21 protein-coding genes are annotated in these 20482 nt (G+C 40.6%); 20 read left to right on the forward strand and 1 reads right to left on the reverse strand.

Going from position 1 to position 20482, the window contains the following annotated elements:
- Positions 1–61 precede the first annotated feature (61 nt).
- Both CD33_RS07685 and CD33_RS07690 read left to right on the forward strand, forming a co-directional pair.
- A complete protein-coding gene (locus tag CD33_RS07685; RefSeq protein WP_036199758.1) occupies positions 62–634 on the forward strand; it encodes a TetR/AcrR family transcriptional regulator in 573 nt (190 codons plus the stop codon).
- Between the two features lie 109 nt (positions 635–743).
- Positions 744–1484 carry a glycerophosphodiester phosphodiesterase gene (locus tag CD33_RS07690; protein ID WP_036199760.1) on the forward strand — a complete coding sequence of 247 codons (741 nt, stop codon included), beginning with the start codon at positions 744–746 and terminating at the stop codon, positions 1482–1484.
- A 129-nt stretch (positions 1485–1613) separates the two neighbouring features.
- Here CD33_RS07690 and CD33_RS07695 read toward each other — a convergent pair whose 3' ends face one another.
- A complete protein-coding gene (locus CD33_RS07695; RefSeq protein ID WP_036199761.1) occupies positions 1614–2642 on the reverse strand; it encodes a DUF2804 domain-containing protein in 1029 nt (342 codons plus the stop codon).
- Between the two features lie 308 nt (positions 2643–2950).
- Here CD33_RS07695 and CD33_RS07700 point away from each other — a divergent pair, with 308 nt between their 5' ends.
- From CD33_RS07700 to CD33_RS07775, 18 genes are all read left to right on the forward strand, one after another.
- On the forward strand, positions 2951–3529 hold the full coding sequence (locus CD33_RS07700) for an amidase domain-containing protein (protein WP_235863350.1): 579 nt from the start codon (positions 2951–2953) through the stop codon (positions 3527–3529).
- Between the two features lie 150 nt (positions 3530–3679).
- Positions 3680–4267 carry a nitroreductase family protein gene (locus CD33_RS07705; protein WP_036199764.1) on the forward strand — a complete coding sequence of 196 codons (588 nt, stop codon included), beginning with the start codon at positions 3680–3682 and terminating at the stop codon, positions 4265–4267.
- Between the two features lie 269 nt (positions 4268–4536).
- On the forward strand, positions 4537–6747 hold the full coding sequence (locus CD33_RS07710; protein WP_036199766.1) for an MMPL family transporter: 2211 nt from the start codon (positions 4537–4539) through the stop codon (positions 6745–6747).
- Positions 6748–6872: 125 nt separating this feature from the next.
- The gene (locus CD33_RS07715; RefSeq protein WP_036199768.1) at positions 6873–7340 is read left to right on the forward strand and encodes a GNAT family N-acetyltransferase; all 468 of its coding nucleotides are present in this window, start codon (positions 6873–6875) and stop codon (positions 7338–7340) included.
- Positions 7341–7782: 442 nt separating this feature from the next.
- Complete coding sequence (locus tag CD33_RS07720) at positions 7783–8250, forward strand: GNAT family N-acetyltransferase (protein WP_036199770.1); 468 nt, start codon at positions 7783–7785, stop codon at positions 8248–8250.
- A gap of 36 nt (positions 8251–8286) precedes the next feature.
- Positions 8287–8916, forward strand: coding sequence for a hypothetical protein (locus CD33_RS07725; RefSeq protein ID WP_036199771.1), 630 nt, complete (start codon positions 8287–8289; stop codon positions 8914–8916).
- Between the two features lie 27 nt (positions 8917–8943).
- Complete coding sequence (locus tag CD33_RS07730) at positions 8944–9519, forward strand: NUDIX hydrolase (RefSeq protein WP_036199773.1); 576 nt, start codon at positions 8944–8946, stop codon at positions 9517–9519.
- Between the two features lie 34 nt (positions 9520–9553).
- Entirely contained in the window at positions 9554–10162 is a 609-nt protein-coding gene (locus CD33_RS07735) for a chromate transporter (RefSeq protein WP_373906687.1), read from the forward strand.
- Entirely contained in the window at positions 10162–10689 is a 528-nt protein-coding gene (locus tag CD33_RS07740; RefSeq protein ID WP_036199776.1) for a chromate transporter, read from the forward strand. The genes CD33_RS07735 and CD33_RS07740 overlap by 1 nt, the downstream gene beginning before the upstream one ends.
- A 466-nt stretch (positions 10690–11155) precedes the next feature.
- The gene (locus CD33_RS07745; RefSeq protein ID WP_036199777.1) at positions 11156–12022 is read left to right on the forward strand and encodes a ParA family protein; all 867 of its coding nucleotides are present in this window, start codon (positions 11156–11158) and stop codon (positions 12020–12022) included.
- A gap of 196 nt (positions 12023–12218) precedes the next feature.
- Positions 12219–12389, forward strand: coding sequence for a hypothetical protein (locus CD33_RS20175; protein WP_156967305.1), 171 nt, complete (start codon positions 12219–12221; stop codon positions 12387–12389).
- Between the two features lie 139 nt (positions 12390–12528).
- Positions 12529–13845, forward strand: coding sequence for an ATP-binding protein (locus CD33_RS07750; RefSeq protein WP_036199779.1), 1317 nt, complete (start codon positions 12529–12531; stop codon positions 13843–13845).
- A gap of 928 nt (positions 13846–14773) precedes the next feature.
- Positions 14774–14941: a hypothetical protein gene (locus CD33_RS20180; RefSeq protein WP_156967306.1), complete on the forward strand. Its 168-nt coding sequence runs from the start codon at positions 14774–14776 to the stop codon at positions 14939–14941.
- Positions 14942–15584: 643 nt separating this feature from the next.
- On the forward strand, positions 15585–16178 hold the full coding sequence (locus tag CD33_RS07755) for a TerD family protein (RefSeq protein ID WP_036199926.1): 594 nt from the start codon (positions 15585–15587) through the stop codon (positions 16176–16178).
- Positions 16179–16229: 51 nt separating this feature from the next.
- Entirely contained in the window at positions 16230–16811 is a 582-nt protein-coding gene (locus CD33_RS07760; protein WP_036199781.1) for a TerD family protein, read from the forward strand.
- A gap of 89 nt (positions 16812–16900) precedes the next feature.
- Positions 16901–17479, forward strand: a complete 579-nt coding sequence (locus CD33_RS07765) for a TerD family protein (RefSeq protein ID WP_036199782.1) — start codon at positions 16901–16903, stop codon at positions 17477–17479.
- 400 nt (positions 17480–17879) lie between these two features.
- Positions 17880–19067 (forward strand): HpcH/HpaI aldolase/citrate lyase family protein, encoded by a 1188-nt coding sequence (locus tag CD33_RS07770; protein WP_036199784.1) that lies wholly within the window; start codon positions 17880–17882, stop codon positions 19065–19067.
- Between the two features lies 1 nt (position 19068).
- A complete protein-coding gene (locus CD33_RS07775; protein ID WP_052130098.1) occupies positions 19069–20460 on the forward strand; it encodes a phosphoribosyltransferase family protein in 1392 nt (463 codons plus the stop codon).
- The last annotated feature ends 22 nt before the right edge of the window (positions 20461–20482 follow it).

Here is a 20482-nt window from a genome sequence, read left to right on the forward strand (position 1 = left end):
TAAAATGATAGCATGATGTTTTAAATAATACAACTGTATTAAATAATGTTATAATAAATTTATGCCAAAAATAGTGAATCATGAAGAAAGAAAAGCGTTGATCGCAAAATCAACATGGAATGTTATCGCAAAAGATGGACTGGAGGGGGCTTCTGTACGTTCGATTGCAAAGGAGGCGAATCTTTCCCTTGGGGCAGTTCGACATTACTTTAATACCCAGGAAGAGTTACTTGAGTTTGCGATGCGGTTAGTCGAGGAACAGGTAACTGAACGAATGATGGAACATACGAAGCACCCTTTGCCGCCAAAACAACTCGTATTGAATATGCTGATGGAGTTCATTCCGATTGGAAAACGCAAAATCGAAATGCAAGTATGGCTGGAATATATCTCTTACAAATTACGGAAAAAGGAGCTGCAGGAAGAATCGGTTCATGTGGGGATAGTAACGATGATGAACAAGTTAAATGAAGATGGTCTTTTGAAGAAGGATATCAATTTGGAGGAAGAAACCGTACATCTGCACGCATTGATCGATGGGCTGGCGCTTCATATATTGATGGGATTGGTGGAGTTGGATGAAAAGCGGATCCGGTCATTAATTGAAAGAGAATTGGAAAGGATATTTACATAAATTTAAAATATCCACCATGAATCCTTAATTTTATATTGATAAGATAGTCCATGGATTAACTATTGATGAGATAAACCAAAAAAAATCAAGCTAAAAGGACGGTCCTGTTATGAAAATTTATGCTCACCGAGGCTATTCTGCAAAGTACCCCGAAAATACATTGGCTGCTTTTCAAGCTGCCGCAGATCTGCCTATTGATGGGGTGGAGTTTGATGTGCATCTCACTAAAGATGGGCAAGTCGTCGTCATTCATGATGAATCCATCAATCGTACATCGAACGGGGTCGGCTATGTAAAAGATATGACGCTGCCCGAGTTACGCGAATTTGATTATGGGAGCTGGTTTGATGAGGAGTTTGCCGGCGCGGAAATTCCGACTCTTGCCGAGGCATTGGAAGTTTTCCGAGCTACAAACCTACGAGTGAACATAGAGTTGAAATCCGATATATTTGCTTACCCGGGATTGGAGGAATTGGTGATTCAAGAAGTAGAGGCGCTGGAAATGACGGATCAGGTGGTCATTTCATCGTTTGATCATGAGGCGGTCGCACGTATCGCGCGTCTTGCTCCAAATGTTGAAAATGCCGCACTTTTCGTCAATACAGTTTTAGATGTGGCTTCTTATCAAGAAAAGATTCCTGCGAAGGCGTTACATGTATTCTTGCCTTCAGCCGTTCGCCAGCCGGTGCGGGAAGCCATTGAAAAGGGCTCCATCGTACGTGTATGGACAGTCAATGAGGAGGAGCATGCCGCACTTCTGATTGGTACTGGTGTGGAGGCACTGTTCACGGATGAACCTGAGAAAATGCTGGCATTTATAAAACATACTAGTGTGCAGGTAGAAGGGTAATTCCCCTGGAGTGGGGATGAAACCTGCATACATCATTACGAAACACGATAAATAATCCGTACAAGCAAAGCCTATAAATTCATAATAAAAGAAGGCGACCGTTTATAGGATAAACAATCGCCTTCTTTTTTACCATTTTGCCTGTTGCTCATCTACATACCCAAGCATTTGCTGGATCAAAAGTGTGGAGCCATCTTCGAGCTTGATTTGGCCATTATAATAGCCCATCAATTGCTGCTTGCTGGATTTCACGAACTTTGCATCCATCAGTGAATTGTGTTCAAAGAATGGGTGGAAGGTTAGCATGATAGTATCCGAAAATTTCGATGTAATGTACCAAGGCTTCATGAAATTTGCAGGATCATAGTTAAATACGACATCCTCATGAATTTTGAACATATGTCCATTAACAAAAACGGCATTTTCGGTCATCCCCGTTCCATCTGTCCATTGACCGCCAAAGTTGATGCCGATTCGTTGATTGCGGATACGTTGAGAAGCCATCGCCCAATTCCATCTCGCCTCGCGTGGCCAAACTCCGCGACCGAAATCCAGTACCCCGAAGCAATCTTCCTCGTTGAAATGGTAGTGCCGGTATCCTAACTTTACAAAGCCCGACACTGGTAAGGTATGATGTTTTGCAGTGAACTGGAATGTTTGACGGTTCCAAGGCACAACAACATTCAACGATTCATCTTCTTGTGGATGATGAATCGTCAACTCGGCAAGAAGCGGTTCGCTATCAAAATCATCGGACGTTACTTTTAAAAAGGTCTGGTTTTGAAAGTACGTAATGTTAATTTGAACTTCATCGTCTTTAAATTGAATAGGCTCCAAAACCCTGTTTGGCATTTTTAATTTACTGCCGATGCCAAGTGGGATGATCAATGTTTTTTCAAAGAATCGTTGCGTTTCGTATTCCAGGAAATTCACAGAGCAAATCGCTGCGTAATCAAAATGGAGAATTTTTATCGAAAATAAAATTTCCTCGCCATAAATATACCAATTGTTCCACTTCTTCTTCCTTAAATAGTGACCAGATAAATTGCAATCGATGATCGGTTTCCGAGCAAAACCGATAGCTGCTGGATTTAAGTTTCCCTTTTTATCACAGAGCCTCGTAAGTTCAGTTAATTCTCTTTCAGCGTGCTGGCTCAATTCCAACATCCTCTCACTCAAGTGATCTAATATAAGCAAATGCTCAAGGATAAGGCATCTAAACTTTCTTATCCGTAAAAGTGCATCCAAGGTAATCTGTATGAATAATGATTAGCCGAATTCCCCAATAGTGGATATCCACTACAAGATATTTCTTCCCAGCTGGATTTATGGGTGAAATTATAACCCCTCAGTAAAAACGAATTAGTTTTATTGTAACAAAATAACCGTGCTAATTCTTTAGGTACAGCGAATTATTAAATAATTGTAACAATTCTGCCGAACGCTCCCCGAAAGACGAAAGATGGATGAAAATCCGCATAGAATTAAAGAAAAGGAGGTTTGGCAAAATAGCAATTTATTATAATCGTGTGGCGGCTGTACAGTATGCAAGAGCGTGGTGGAATAAGAAAAATCCCAATTACCCGGCATTTTTGGTGGATTGCACGAATTTTGTTTCGCAATGTCTCCGGGCTGGTGGGGCGCCTATGTCCGGTGCGCCGAATCGGGGAAGAGGATGGTGGATTACGGACGCATGGAAGGGCGGACGAGGTGAGGGGGGGCATTATTCCAAAGAATCGTGGAGCTATAGCTGGTCGGTTGCCCATAGCTTCCGCTGGTATTTGGAAAATGCGAAGACCGGTCTCACTGCAACACGGGTGAGCTCCCCTTCCGAGCTGCAGATCGGGGACGTCATTTGTTACGATTTTCAGGGCAATGGCGTAGTGGACCATACGACATTCGTCACAAGCATGGTGGATGGGGTTCCTTACATCCATGCCCATACAGCAGATAGTGCCGATCGACATTATGACTATTCGAACTCATTGGCCTACACACCAAATATCCGATACTACTTCTATAAAATCGATGATGTGTTTAATTAAAATTTTGCAACAACACTTGCATTGGATGTATCAAAATGGCTGAGCGCTATGTGTATTTTAAATGTCCACAATGTATGTTAAGGTTAGTGATGAGGTTAACGTATAACAATCGTTCTATATTCAGTTAATTTCTTTTAAGGAGAGAAACAAATGAACCAACAATCGTTATCTGTTCGCGAGGCGATCATTGAAAGACGTTCTATTAAAAAATTCAATGGTCAACCAGTTGATCGCGAAGTATTGCTACAAATAGTCAATGATGCTGTTTGGGCACCAAATCATAAAAATAGAGAACCTTGGCGACTAGTTGCTGCATGTGGAAAAGAAATTCTGGAATTGCACAAGCTTTTGCGCGATATTGCGATACCGAAATGGAAAGAGCTTTCTGAGGAAGCGCTGGATAAGCAAATGCAAAAATTCACGCTGCCCGGAGCATATGCCTTTATTATTGTTCCGGAAGATGTTCGTCAAAAGCAGCGTTTGGAGGATTATGCCGCGGCGAGTATGTTTATCCAAAACATCCAATTGCTTGCTTGGGATTATGGCATCGGCTCTTGCTGGAAAACCCCCGACTTCTTGGATGCGCCGGAATTCCGTGAGGCGCTTGGTGTAAAATCAGGGGAAAGAATTATTTCCATGCTGCAAATGGGATACTTTGACGATATACCGAAAGCAGCGGAACGGAAAAAGAGTGACGAAATTGTGACGTTTTTTGGGCAAAACGAAGACAATATTTGATGATAGATTATGGAGAATGTCGAAATCAGTTATATTGATATAATAAAAATGAGCGTGAAATACTCTTTTTGTAATTGAATTTCTAAGTAATTGTTCTGCTGTTTAGACAGCTATTATTCGGATAATAATTTTATTTTCGTTGTATTCCATCTCCAGTTTTCATCGTTTGTAAAACAGGAGATGTGTTACTGAATAGTCTAAAATAAACGCTAGGGAAGCTAAAGCCCTGGCGTTTTTTTAAACTAAAATACTGAAAAGAGGATGCGAGCATGTCTAAACACCCGTTAGAAAAGTGGGGGAATATCGTTGGTAATAAACGCTCACGTTGGGTAACCGTTGCGTTATGGCTACTCATCGTCTTAGTGTTATCGATGACGCTGCCTCAAATCAACAGCGTTGAAAACTACGGTGGAAGTGACTTACCAGAGGATGTTATGAGTGAACAGGCAAGTGCAATCATCGATGAGCAATTTTCCTCTGATTCCGGACTTCCATTATTAATTGTCTGGTATAAACAATCTGGCCTTGTGACGGAGGATCTGCAATCAATCCAGGCCCTTTATAAAGAGTTGGCCGAAAAACCGCTGAAGGATCAAACGACACTTCCGCCATTTGGTGACATCCCGACGGAAGCCCTTTTAGGGAGCGTTTCCGAAAATGGGACGTCCATTGTAACACCGGTGTTTTTTAATGAGAAAGCGAATACAGATACGCTGAAAGAGAACTTGGAGAAAATTACCGACATTACAGAAGAACAATTTGGGGAAAATCCATACGAAACAAATCTCGATGACGATGGGTTGCACGCCCGCTTTTCCGGTCCGGCCGGCATCTCGGTGGACGCGACCAATCTTTTTATGCAAGCGGACGTGAAGTTGATGATTACAACGGTAATCTTGATCTTGGTATTGCTCGTCGTCATTTACCGTTCACCTATTTTAGCGATCACCCCTATACTGGTGGTGGGGATTGCTTATGGTGCGATTAGTCCATTGCTTGGTTGGTTTGCCGAAAATGGATGGATCGATAAAGATGCACAAGCGGTCTCGATCATGCTCGTCTTATTGTTCGGAGCAGGTACCGATTACTGCTTGTTCTTGATTACGCGATACCGTGAAAAATTAGAAGTAGTAGAAAATAAATTTGAGGCTCTCGCTCTTGCCGTAAAAGAATCTGGTGGGGCAATCGTGATGAGTGCGCTGACTGTTTTCATCGGTTTGGCGACATTGGGATTGGCCGATTATGGCGCCTTCCAACGATTTGCTGTGCCGTTCAGTTTTGCGATTCTTATTATGGGAATCGCTGCGTTAACGATTTTACCGGCAATTTTGGCAATTTTGGGCCGTGTGGCGTTTTGGCCATTCTCGCCTCGTACAGAAGAGATGGCAAAAAAATATGCACAAGCAAAAAGTAAACCATATAAATCATCGAAACCGAAGCATCCAGTCATGACAAAAATCGGTGAATTTGTAACAAATAAACCTTGGCTGGTCATCATTGTTACGGCAGTAGTGCTAGGGGGATTAGCCCTGACCTCTACTCAAATTAAATACAATTATGATTTATTGTCTTCTTTCCCGGAGGATATGGATTCACGCGAAGGATTTACGATTATCGCCGAAAACTTCTCGCCTGGGGAATTGGCACCTGTTCAAATCATCGTGGATACAAAAGGGAAGGATATCGATTTGTCGGAACAAATTGCGGCAATTCCCTTCATTGATGTTGTGAGTGAACCGACTGTCGGGGAAAATGACGCAAATATGCAGCTTTATGAGGCGGATTTAAATGAAAATCCGTATTCAAATGAAGCGATGGACCTTATACCGCAACTAAAAGAAGAAATGGAAGCAATCGTCACTGATGCAGGCATTGAAGAAGCCGATGAAAGCTACTGGATCGGTGGGGAAACAAGTGCACAGGTAGATACGAGGACGGTTCAAGATCGTGACGAATCCATCATCCAACCTGTAATGGTGGCCATCATCGCGATTCTACTGCTTGTGTATTTGCGTTCAGTACCTGCAACGATTTACTTGGTGGGGACTGTTTTGGTTTCATTCTTTGCAGCATTGGGGTTGGGCTGGTTGGTATTAACTTCATTTTTCGGAGCAGAATCCATTGCAAGCTCGATTCCATTGTATTCCTTCGTCTTCTTGATCGCACTTGGCGAAGACTACAATATTTTCATGATTTCGGAAGTTTGGCAGAACCGCAAAACACAAAGCATTAAAAATTCGATAAAAAATGGGGTTGCTCAAACCGGTTCGGTCATCACATCCGCCGGGTTAATTTTAGCCGGGACATTTGCCATCCTTGCAACGTTGCCAATCCAGGTGTTGGTTCAATTCGGGGTCATCACGGCAATCGGGGTGCTAATCGATACATTTATCGTCCGACCATTGTTAGTGCCGGCAATCACGATGGTATTGGGCCGCTACTCTTTCTGGCCGGGTAAACTATTCAAAAAACAGGATTAAATGCCAAAAATGCCTACCAATCAATTTGGGCAGGCATTTTTTTAAGATTGAGGGACCATTCAACTCCAATATTTATTGTATTTTTATTGGAGGGTGTGTATATTTATAACAAAAAGGTGATTAATATGCACGTCGAACTTTCGAAAAATGCACTCGTTATTCACAACATCATGTTACAAGCGTTCATTGAGTATGATCAAGCCGGATTGCCCTCCAGTGCGTTAAAAGAAACGATCGAATCAATACAAGAAGGTTTGGATAATGATGAGCAGGCCTTTGTCGGCTATGACGGGAACGGAAAACCGGTAGCTATGGTACGTTTCAAGGTAAATAAGAATTATCTGTACTTTTATCGTTTATCCGTATTGCCGGAGTGCCAAGGCAACGGGTATGCCAAGCAACTATTAAAAGCTCTCGAAATGTATGCAAACCAAAATGCCATCCCGGAAGTGCACTGCAAAGTTCGAAAAAATGTGGAAAGAAATGTTCTCTTATATACAAATCTCGGCTATGTAATTTATGAAGAAGAGGCTGTCAAGCTTATTAGTGGCGATGTGATAGCTGTTGCCTCAATGAAAAAACGGGTTAGTTGAAAGTCTTGAAAAAACAGCGAAAGCAACGTGTAGTGCGAGCGACGTCTAAAAGCATGAGCAGAATGGCTAATCACCATTCTGTTTTTATTTTAGAATTTAGGAAGCTAATCCAAGCGTAACACCTCGGCTTTTAGTGAATAGCAATGGGTAGCGCCAATATATATGAAGGAAATTGTCGATTTATTTCCTGAGAAATGTTCAATTTTGCCAAAAGCATCGATATCAAGTCGAATTATTGAAATTGTTTGTGTGCCTGGCACTCATCGAATTCTGAATTGTTCTGGAATTGTTTGTGTGCCAGGCACTCATTGAATTCTGAATTGTTCCGGAATTGTGTGTGTGCCAGGCACTTTTTTTCTATTCCATGTTTCGATAATTAAAAGGAATGGGATGAAGTATGTCGAATTAAGTAAGATATGCTTTGGTGTGCGGAGGGAGTCTATTGGAGATAAAGTTAGTAAAGGCGATCGCAGGGGATGTCCTTTTGCTTCACAAGGTGCAAACGGAAGCCTTCCAACCCATATTGGAGAAGTATTTGGATTATGAGACGAATCCGGCGAACGAACCTATCAACCGACTATTTGAAAAAATACAATATAGCTCATTTTTTAAAATCATTGCAGACGAAAAGTGCGTGGGCGGGATCCGGATTGTGACGAAGAATAACAGCTACTGGATCAGTCCGATCTTCGTACTCCCACAATATCAGGGGAGGGGCATCGCGCAGCAGGCAATACGCCAAGTTGAACAACTCTTCACGAAATGGGATACTTGGGAGCTTCAAACGATTCAGCAGGAAACGGGAACTTGTTGCCTGTATGAAAAACTTGGGTACGAGCGTACAGAATTTGAACAGGTTGTCAATGACCGGATGACTTTAGTAGGCTATAAAAAAACGAGGAACTCATAAAAAAGTGGAATAGAACGATTTTCAGGGGGATCGAAAATGACCGTTTTAACAAGACTGGCATCTCAACTTGATAGGAAAGACGAACGACCCAATATAGAACTCGCCCGGGAATTGATGGAGTCCAATAATATCGCGGGAATCCAGGAAATTATAGAGAATTTGGCGGGTCGGAATCAAAAGATAAAGTCGGATTGCGTTAAAGTTGCTTATGAAATTGGAAAAGAGAAACCCGAATTGATTTGTGACTATGCGGAAATCTTCATCGATTTGTTAAAGAGTCCAAACAACCGATTAGTTTGGGGAGCGATGCAGGTATTGTCGACGATTGCAGAAATCAGCGCCATCACTTTAATGAAACATGTGCATACCATTAAACACGCTGTCAAAACGGGAACTGTCATTACCACCGATAAGGGGATCCTCACTTTGGCAAAATTGGCCGCGGTAAATGAATATAACCATGACGCTATCTTTCCTTTTCTGCTCGGGCATTTGAATACATGCCGAACAAAAGAAATTCCCCAGCATGCGGAAAGTATTTTGCTGGCAGTTGCGGATGATGAAACGAAAGTCCAGTTTTTAAACGTCTTGAAAGAACGGGAACCATATATGACGAAGCCGCAAGCAAGACGCATTCAAAAAATTTATAGTCAGCTGAAGGTATAAACATAAAGGGATTAAGGAGCATACTCAATGAACATCAGACAACAGCTTGAACAATTCAAACCGTATAACGCGCAAGAAGAGAAAGACCAAGAGATGATCTTGCGTTACATGGACAATTTTAATAATTTATTTACCAGGGAAAATGAATTTGCCCATTTTACGGCTTCGGCGTGGCTTATCAATGAGGAGCATACAAAAGTGCTAATGGCGTATCACAATATTTATAATTCATGGTCTTGGGTCGGTGGACATGCGGACGGGGAAACGGATTTATTGGAGGTGGCTTTGAAAGAAGCAAGAGAAGAGACGGGACTGACTAAGGTGAAGCCTGTTTTAGAAGAAATTTACTCCATCGAGATTCTAGGCGTCCCCGCACATGAGAAGAAGGGAAAACATGTAGCGACACACGTTCACTTGAACGTCACGTACTTATTGCAGGCAAGCGAGAACGAATTGCTGCACATTAAACCCGACGAGAACAGTGCCATTGGCTGGTTTGAATTGAATAAGGCCGTTGAAGCGAGCACGGAACCGGAGATGCAAGTCGTATACCGTAAACTTAACGATAAACTGGTTCTATATCCAGGCGAAAATAAATTATAAGAATAGCAGGCAACAAAACGAAGAGGAGATGGAGTTGGAATTGGTTACGAAGAAAGTGCATGTGCCGTTTGAAGAAAAGGACCTATTAACCAAGCAAAAAGATATTTTCATCGCCTTCTTTCGTTCGGGCATTTTAGGTTTTGGTGGGGGACCTTCCACTATTCCGTTGGTGAAAAAAGAAGTGGTGGAAATCTTTGAAATGATGGATGATGAAGAATTTTCGGATGTACTCTCAATCGGGAATACGTTGCCGGGTCCGATTGCCACAAAAATGGCCGGATATATCGGCTATCGGGTCGGCGGCTGGCTCGGCTTGGTGACGGCATTGATTGCAACAGTATTGCCGACAGTTGTATTGATGATTGTTTTGCTTGCTTCATTAAATGAATTCAAGGATATTGATTTCGTAAAAGGCATGACGAAGGGTGTTGTGCCGATTTTGGCCGTAATGCTCGGGGTAATGACATGGGACTTTTTAAAGAAATCAAAGAAATCGCTCGGCTGGAAAACCGGTTTCCTAATCCTTCTCCCTTCGTTTATTGCAATGATGTTATTGGGCCTTCATCCCGGAATTGTCATAGCGGTATTATTGGTGCTTGCTGTAGCGCTTCCAATTAAAAAGAAGGAGGGGCGAAATAAATAATGGTATATGTGCAAATCTTTCTGGCATTCTTCTATCCTGGCATTCTAGGATATGGTGGAGGGCCTTCTTCCATTCCGTTAATAGAGCATGAGGTTGTCGATAATTATGGCTGGATGACAACAAGCGAGTTTAGCGAGGTGCTGGCATTGGGAAACACATTGCCAGGACCAATCGCAACGAAAATGGCGGGCTTTATAGGCTATGAAGTGGCGGGGATCCCGGGGGCGCTAATTGCCTTACTGGCGACAGTTGGACCGTCACTTGTATTGATGCTGCTCTTATTGAATATTTTGTACCGCAACCGTAATTCGCCAAGAGTGAAGCGCCTATCAAGCTTTGTTTTGCCGGCGATCGCCATTTTACTAGCCGACATGACCCTAGACTTCTTCAACACGTCTTATGACGCAATTGGCTTGTTAGTGACGGTTCTTCTAATGGCAGCTGCTTACTTTGCTTTGGAAAAAATGAAAATCCATCCCGCCTTCGTCATCATGGCAGGGCTGGTGATCGGCGGATTTTTCCTATAATAATTTGTATTTGCGGTCGTTAACTTGTTCTTTAGGAGGAATGGGTTGGCGGCTTTTTTGCGCGTAAAGACGGAAATACGCGAGTGAAAGTAAATCGAAATAAAGTTGCAAATAGATAGCGGAAACTCTTAATAGGTAAATACCCCGCTGCATATTAAAAACCCGCACATATCTAACCGAGACCCGAAGCTTATAGCACTAATCCATTAACCCTTTTATTCCCCTATATTTCTACATATTCCGTACTATCTTGATTTATATTTCCCGAGAAATGTCTTAATTTGCGTTTGAGGAAAAAACTTGTAAAAACCTTAGCCTTTGAATGATTAATGAAATGAAGAGAGATGACATACGTTGTCTTAAGGCATTTTTAACCTTGGCGTACTTAACGGAAGACTAATTGGACTGTGGATGCTTGCAGAGAGAAATGGCTAAAGCGAATAGGATAAGGGAAAGGGGAGATTAAATGGCGATCGTTATACCGACGATTAATTTAAAAGGCGGCGTAGCAAAGACAACAACAACGGTGGGACTGGCGGAGGTGTTGACTTCGGAATTTAAAAAGAAAGTGTTGCTGATTGATCTGGATCCACAAACACATGCCACTATAATGTTAATTGGTGAGCAACGGTGGAAAGAACTGAATGAAAATGGCCATACACTTGCTACGTTATTTGAAGAAGCGTTGGACCCGGATGATACAAAATTTGTCCTGGAAAAAACGCTTCAAAAAAGTGTATCCAATATATCTTCTATAAAAAATCTTGATTTGCTTCCTTCCAGTCTGGATCTGATCAATATTCAAGATGTACTGGCAAAAATGCCGACAGGGCCTTTCTACTCGGATAATCCTATCGAAATTTTGAAAAAAGCTATCCGTCCAATCAAATATAATTATGACTACATCTTAATTGATTGTCCTCCAAATATGGGGATTATCACATTGAACGGTCTTCGCATCGCCAACGGATATATCATCCCCACAATCCCTGATGTCCTTTCTACATATGGCATTCCTTATGTGGTAGATCGCATCCATGAGTTTTCGAAAAATATGGATATTAAAATTGAAGCATTGGGAATCGTTGTGACGAAGTTCCGGGAAGATTCAAAAGTACATAAGGAAACATTAAGGAAGCTGAAAAACGGACTAGCCCCATACGTATTTACTAAAATTTTTAAAGAGAATAACCAGGTGGCAACTGCTGCGAACTTTTATAAGCAATATACTACTTTTAAAGAAAAATGGGATGGAGATGGTCAATATCATGCGTTCTATCATCTAGCAAAAGAAATTGTCGATAGATATGAAGGGTATAACATAAACCAATAGGCAAACCCATTTTTAAAACTTGAACTAATATAAATTACACATTATTGGACAAACTATGGAAGTACAAATAGGACAGGCTTACAAAAAAGAGTGTGCTGTTTGTACCGTCGCTCAAGTGCGAAAAGATAGCCGTTATGCCAGAAGTGGAAGTGAACAACACGAATTGTGATTCCAATATGGAAGGGATGTTTGAAAAATGAGTAAACTGCATCTTCATCGCAACAAACAAACCAAAAACAATGAGGAGTTTGCTTCTGAGATTCATAAAGATGCCAATTTAGAAATCCATGGATCGAAAAACGCGTATGGTACACAAAACGATAAGCGGAGTAAGCGTCCGGTAAGTGAACGAACTGCCTGGAACTAGCTATTTTCCGCCCAGTTTGTGGGGCTATTCTAATACTTGGGAACGTGGGGCTAATTTAGCCCCATATTTATTTGTTTTAAAAAGGTTATTACTATAGTACTATAATACGGAGTGAAATAAATTAAGGAAGTACTTCGTAATGAAAAACAATAAAATAAAATTGATTTTGTTAATATCCGTTGTATTATTGGTTATTTTTAATGTTTTCAGTCTGTATGTAACCGACCGAAATATAGAGACCACTGTTACGGAGGCCATTGCAAATCAAACTTTGGACACGGCGACAGCGGTTTCGGCGAGAATTGATATTGATTCATATAAAAAGTTTCTAAGCAATCCAGAAAAAAATGAACATTACTGGAAAATCAATAATCAGTTAAATGATATTAGGGAAGATATAAATGCGTTATTCGTCTACACATTGAAAATCGACAATCCCAATGTATCGTATGTGATGATCAATGGGTTGCCTGAAGGTCAGCAAAATTTGATCGGCATCGGCTCTATTTGTACTCTTCCGGAGGAGCAAGTAAGCCATGCCTTTTATAAAGGGTCACCTTATACTTCGGGGATAATAGATGATCCCGAGCATGGTAAGTATTTATCAGTAGGAACCCCGATTCTGGATGAGAATAATAATGTAATAGGTTTTCTTGGCATTGACATCAGTACGGAGAAGATAAACGGGATTAACGAGATTGTGCAAGAGAACAATGTCATTATCTTCTTAATCAATTCATTATTCCTTCTCATTGTCATTATCTCGTCCTATTTAATTCAGAGCTGGTATCAGAGGGAAGTGGCGAAGGAAGTAGAGAATACGGAAGATACGTACCAGGGAGAAATACAAAATCTACTAAGCTCGGTTTCATCTTTGCGTCATGATTATTCGAACCATATTCAAGTGATTCACGGGCTGTTGACAATCGGTGAAACAGAGAAAGCACTCCAATATATGAACTCGTTATCCAACGAAGTGCAGATGATCGAGTCGATTAATTCAACCATTGAACATCCCGGTCTGGCAATTCTATTAAAATCGAAAAAACTTGCCGCCCAAAATCACCAAATAGCAATGGAAACGAACGTGACGCATGATACATTCCAACGCATTAAAACGACGGATATGATTAAAATACTATCAAATTTAATCGATAATGCCATCGATGCCACGAGGGAGTTGCCTGAGCAATCGCGGAGAATTTCCATTTCCTGTGATGTAAATGATGAGGGAACGCATTATCTTTTTGAAGTGATAAACACCGGACCAAAAATCCCATCGGAAATTGAGATTTTTAAAAGAGGGTTTTCAACAAAACAAGCCGAAGATGGGAAAGTTCGCGGACAAGGCTTGTTTATAGTGAAAGAAGTTATAAAAAAATACAACGGAAAAATTTCAATACATTCCACAAATGATAACGTGACAACGGTAACGGTTGTCATTCCGATTAAATAGTAAACGATGGCCTCCCAAAATAGTTTGGGAGGCTTTTAGTTTTGCGTCTAACTATTGCCAAAATAAATCTTTGAAATGGTTAGTAATGAAATGTTAAATTTCAAACGGAAAAAATAGGGGACATACGAAATGTGGATACTTTTGTAAATGAAATAAGGCGTTTTGGGTTGTTTGACATTGGAAATTGGGAAATTAAAATGAAGATAACTCATCGACATTACGCCATGCAAATCCCTATGTTTCCAGAACGTTTAAGGATAGCAAATTGAAGCTACGGAATAAGAAATTCGTATCTAATAAAGCGGAAAAATATTTTTTATTAAAGTATTTAAAAGGATAGATGGGATAATTAAATCATAACGGGCATACGTTAAAATCAATCAATCGCCACTCAAGACCAATCTTGTTAGAAAAGTGGAACATCTGTTATACTAAGACTAAGAATTCCGTCATTGGAAATGACTGCCTGATGCTGCAACATCAAGCAATCAAGTGTAATAGCCGCCCCTTGGCAGGGAGATTGGCATTTCAAAGCATTAACCCATCTTGTCGCTTTTGCGCATAAGGTGGGTTATTTTTTATGGTTAAAAGATAAAATCGAAACCACTAGAGCTGAAAAACCGACGGCAAACATGAGCGTTTCAGCAACTGTCAAAGGCATCACCACCTCTCATCGGAAAGTGTGGTCCAACTTCTTCCTGCCAGGATTACACTATTACAACTAAATTATAGCACATACGTTCGCTTTTTAAAGGGTATAAGGTTCGATTTTATAGAATATTCAAGAATGGAAATGGGCGAAAATAAATATTTCAAACGAAAAAGCTTCTAAATGAAATTTTTTTAACTACTATAAAAAATAATATAATTCGCATATTTTAACACCTATTGCAAAAAATAAACGAAATGACAAAAGCGAGGGTGAATTATGCGAAAACTGTTTTTTATCATCATGGGTTTAATGTGTACGATGGCATTCACGGCAGCGTGTACCGATAATGGGGACGAAACGCCGGTGGAGGCAAAAAGTGAAGTGACAGAAAAGAAAACGACCGATTCCTCCGACAAAATCAATTCTCTGTTAAGAGCGGTGTAATTTTTCCAAAAGGCAATGAGGGTCATCAAAAGAACGGTGCAAAAAAGAGAAGAAGTTTTATAGAACAAGTGATGAGAAGTAAAATGCAATACAAAAAGTGTCGTGGAAAGAAAACAATGACACAAAAAATAGAAGGCACAAATGGTGTGAATATATAAGAGGTTGGCAAACAATTAATAACAAGAACATAAGAACCTGGTGTTAGGAAGTCTCCTAGACGCCAGTTTTTTTTATCAATAAAATCATCGTCAAAATCGAGAACCCAATACTTGCAAGGATTTGGGTGGGTGTATTAATTGTAAAAATATGCTTGATATGGTAGCATTAAAGATGTGTTAATTATCAGAAAAAAGCGTTTAATATAGCATTTTTGCAGAAAAACAAAGCTATATTCCGCTACTTGATAATTAAAGGTCTACATTTATTACCCGAATTTAGTTAGATTAAGCATAAAATCAAAAATGAATAGTAAATTGTTAAATGTATGTTAAAAAAAGGAAATATCATTTACTTACTAATTTTTTCATACTAAACTAGTATCGGGTATTTTAATTTATTGTTTTGAATAAGTAGATATTGTACATACTGAATTAGCGAACTTAAAAATTACATTTATTGGTATTTTAAGGAGGGAACTTTGCTCGTGACAATTAACTTGCAAAAAGGTCAACGCATCGATTTAACAAAAGGGAAGGCTGATTTAAGCCGTATCATGGTCGGATTGGGATGGGATCCTGTCGGAAAAACTGGTGGATTCAGTTTCTTTAAATCTTCCGGGCAAGATATTGACTGTGATGCGTCTGTCATCATGCTCCAAAATGACCATTTTAAAGATAAAAAAGATCTCATTTACTTCGGCAACAAAAGCAGCAGTAACGGATCTGTTGCTCACTCCGGCGATAATTTGACAGGAGAAGGCGACGGGGACGACGAAGTAATCATGGTGGACTTGAAAAATGTCCCAACCCAGTATAACAAGCTTGTTTTCGTCGTAAATATTTATGACTGCGAAAGAAGAAAGCAAGATTTTGGCATGATTAAAAATGCTTATATCCGAGTGGTCAATCCACAAACGAATGAAGAAATTGTACGATATAACTTATCTGATAACTACTCAGGTCAGACAACATTAATAACAGGTGAAATTTATCGCCATAACGATGAGTGGAAGTTTGCTGCTGTTGGAACTGGGACGACAGATCCTGGTCTGTCGGCGATCTGTAACCGTTATACATGATGTTGAAATAAAGTAAAATTAAATTATTCAATTACTAGGAGGATTTCAAAAATGGTAGTTTCTCTTGCAAAAGGTCAAAAAGTTGATTTAACAAAAACAAATCCGGGGTTAGCTAAACTGATTGTCGGGCTTGGATGGGATACAAATAAGTATGACGGCGGGCACGACTTCGACTTGGATTCATCCGTATTTTTGTTGGAAGCATCGAATAAAGTTTCTGGTCCTCAAGATTTTATCTTCTATAATAACACAACAGGCGGAAATGGTTCGGTAGTCCATTCCGGCGATAACTTAACTGGTGATGGCGATGGGGATGACGAACAAGTAACAATCTCGATCCAAGATGTGCCATCCAACATCCAAAAAATTACGTTTACAGTAACTATCCATGATGCGGAGAGCAGAACGCAAAACTTCGGCATGGTTTCAAATGCATTTATCCGTGTAGTAAATGCAGATACAAATGAAGAGCTAATTCGCTACGATCTAGGTGAAGACTTCAGTATCGAAACAGCGGTAGTTGTTGGAGAGCTATATCGTCATAATGGCGAATGGAAGTTCAGTGCTATCGGTTCAGGCTACCAAGGCGGACTGGCTGCATTATGTAACGACTTCGGATTGCAAGTAGGTTAATTTCTTCGTGGCACAGTAACTTGGATAATGAGTTACTGTGTTGCTTTTAGTTGTATCATTCATTATTGTGTTAGGAGGAATTTGGGAATATGGCAATTCAATTAAGTAAAGGTCAACGTATTGATTTAACCAAGAATGATCCATCCCTGCAGCGAATCATCATCGGTTTAGGCTGGGATATTAAACAATTTGATGGTGGTCAAGATTTCGACTTGGATGCTTCTGCCTTTCTTTTAAATGCGAGTGGGAAATGTAGAAATGATTTAGACTTTATTTTCTACAACAACCTTCGCAGTGTTGAAGGTTCAGTTACTCATACAGGGGATAACCGGACTGGAGAAGGGGATGGGGATGACGAACAAATTAAAATTGACCTATCGAAAGTTCCTCATGACGTACAAAAGATTGCGATTACGGTAACAATTCATGATGGGGAAATGCGCCATCAAAACTTTGGACAAGTATCGAATGCATTTGTCCGTTTAGTAAACGAAGACACAGGTGCCGAAGTATTGCGCTATGATTTAGGTGAGGACTTCAGTATTGAAACTGCCGTTGTTTTCTGTGAGGTCTACAAGCACGGGAATGATTGGAAATTCAATGCTGTTGGTTCAGGCTACCAAGGTGGATTGCAAGCGTTAGTGAATGCATATGGGTTGAGTGTGTAAAAGGCTAAGGAAATTAGGGGTACAAGGCTGCTGAGGAGAAATGAAATTAGCAGTTTCTGAAGGGCCTCCATTTTTTGTATGACACGAACGTATAGAATGGTTTGTATTGGATGTACCTAAGACACTCGATTTCTTCATTGTCATCATATTGCCAATTGCATTACAACTGTGCTTCCTTTTTGAAATAAGGGAAATTTAGCGGATACTAGGGATTTCCAGGCGGGTATTCTATTGTTTAAAAATCTATAGGTGGGCTACTGTTGGATAAACAGTAGCTTTTCTTTAGAGGATAGATAGAAAAGAATATACTTTCAGATGATATCTTGCATAAGAACACACTAACTCGGCCAACTTGGGTCGAGTTGTATTTTTATTATGCGCAAAAGTCGGGGGGAATGGGATGAAACATTTTAGTTTTGAAACTCCAGAGAGATTGGAGAAAATCTTTTATAAACAACCAGAGTCCTTTACTAAGTATTCAGAGAGAGAAGTCCTTTCATACATGCTCGGTGCCACGCTATATATGCCGGCAACAAAGGATAGTATTGCCAAGGATGTGATAACGAAAAAATTCAAAGATCTCGTTTCCATGGTGATCGATTTGGAGGACGCGGTAGGGGATAACCAACTGGAAGAGGCGGAAGAGCTTTTGGTAAAGCATTTGGAAACCATCTATACTGCGTTGGAAAACGAAGAGATTTTAATCGAGGATTTGCCGTTGATTTTTGTAAGGGTACGCACTCCTGAACAACTAAAAAGAATGAATGCCCAATTTGGCGTATTAAATAAAGTACTGACTGGTTATGTTTTCCCAAAATTCTCCTACAAGAACGGTAGAGAGTTTATGGAAACAATCGCCGGCATGAACTCGGAAGAAACGGTTCTTTATGCAATGCCAATCCTTGAGTCTTCCGAATTTATCTATAAAGAGGAGCGGATGGAATCGCTCCTGAAGACGAAGGAAATACTGGATGCCTATAAGGAGTATGTATTGAATGTCCGGGTAGGCTGCACAGACTTTTGTGGTTTATACGGAATTAGAAGAAATGTCGATACGACAATCTATGACGTTTCAGTGATTCGCGATTGTTTGGCCGATATCCTGAATGTATTCAATCGGCGGGAAGAGAGCTATATTATTTCCGGTCCGGTTTGGGAGTACTTTTCGAAGGACGAGCGCATTTTAAAACCACAACTTCGTGTCAGCCCATTTGAAGAAAGGCACGGGAATACGGGCGTGAGGAAACGCAAAGAGTTGATTGGCGAATTTTTGGACGGTCTTATCAATGAAGTCATTTTAGATAAGCTAAATGGCATTATCGGAAAAACCATTATCCACCCGACTCATATCAAACCTGTGCATGCTTTATATACCGTTACGCATGAGGAATATATGGACGCGTTAAGTATAGTCAATAATGCCGAAGGAAGCGTGGGCGTTCTGAAAAGCCAGTACCAGAATAAAATGAATGAAGTGAAACCTCATTATTACTGGGCGAACCGCATCTTACTCAGAGCAAAAGCCTTTGGTGTATTCAATGAAGACCAGGATTATACGAGTCTTATTATAGAAGATGATGAAGAGTAGCATGAAGGAGAGAGAAATTCTGAAACCTGTCGAGAAAAGGGAAGTCTATCACGTATTACAAGATTTAACTGTCGAAGTGGAAGTGATGCAAAATCCATACAATTTCCGGTTGGAACAGTTATTTCAAATGGCAGCACGAATCAATAAAAACCGAAGCTTCCTATTTGTAAGCAAGGTTTTGGGGAAGCATCTTGCAGTCAATCCCAAGATTCCATTGCTTGCAGGGAGCTTGTTGGCACTTCGCTATTTGGAGGTGGTGCATGGGGAAAGTGATCCGCGTGCCGAAAAAATCGCCACAGCCATCCAGACACAGGAAGGTTTGGACGAGATATGGAACTCGCTTCAAAAGGATCCAATCCCCCTTCAAAGGGCGGCTAGCTTTATTGGCTTTGCGGAAACCGCAACGGCATTGGGGCACGCAGTATTTAGTACATTCCGCAATAATGCAAAATATATCCATACAACAAGGGAACAAATCGACCAGCTTACATCCATCATCAATTTTGAAGAAGAGCACTCCCATGCAACAAGCCATCGGGTATATGCTCTTGATACGGAATTTTTCCAAGATGATAGTGAAGTGGTACTGGTGGACGATGAAGTGACAACGGGAAAAACCGCAATCAACATCATTCGGAAAATTAAGGAAGAGTATCCTTCGAAAAATAAATTTACCGTCGTTTCCATCTTGGATTGGCGTACTGAGGAGTATCGAGAAAGGTACCGCCAATTGGAGGAAGAACTGAACGTTCAAATCCATACCGTTTCCTTAATAGACGGGGTCGTTTCGATTGCCGGGAAGCCATCTATAGAAAAGAATATAGAGCAAACAGAAAACAATTTCCAACCGGAAGTGAATTATTTATCGGTTGCGCATCTGCTGCCTGCCGAAACCGTTCAACAAAGCTCTTCCACTAGTGTTGGCGGCATTGAAACGAAAGCAGGTTACCTTAAAGCAACAGGGAGATTCGGCCTGTCGATTGAAAAGGAAAAAGAGTTTTCGAATCAAATCCAGGCGATTGCCGACTTCGTGAAAGCGCACAGAAACGGGAACAAAACTTTGGTCATCGGAACGGGGGAATTTATGTATTTGCCTATGCACATTGCTTCCCGGATGGGGGAGGGTGTTTATTTCCACTCCACGACACGCAGTCCCATCTATCATTCGAACTCAAATGATTATACAATAAAGCGAAAATTTGAATTCGATAGCCCCGAAAATCAAGGAGTGACCAATTATCTGTACAATATCGAAGTGAATCAATATGATGAAGTGTTCCTCATTTTTGAACGAATGTCTTCCTTGAACGCCACAAGCTCACTAATTAAGGCGTTAAGTAAATCAAATATACCAACAATTCATATTGTAAATATGACCGAAATCATCGAGTAAAGCTGCAAACGCCAAGCTGGAA

The organism is Ureibacillus sinduriensis BLB-1 = JCM 15800, assembly GCF_000772955.1.
Taxonomy (GTDB): domain Bacteria; phylum Bacillota; class Bacilli; order Bacillales_A; family Planococcaceae; genus Ureibacillus; species Ureibacillus sinduriensis.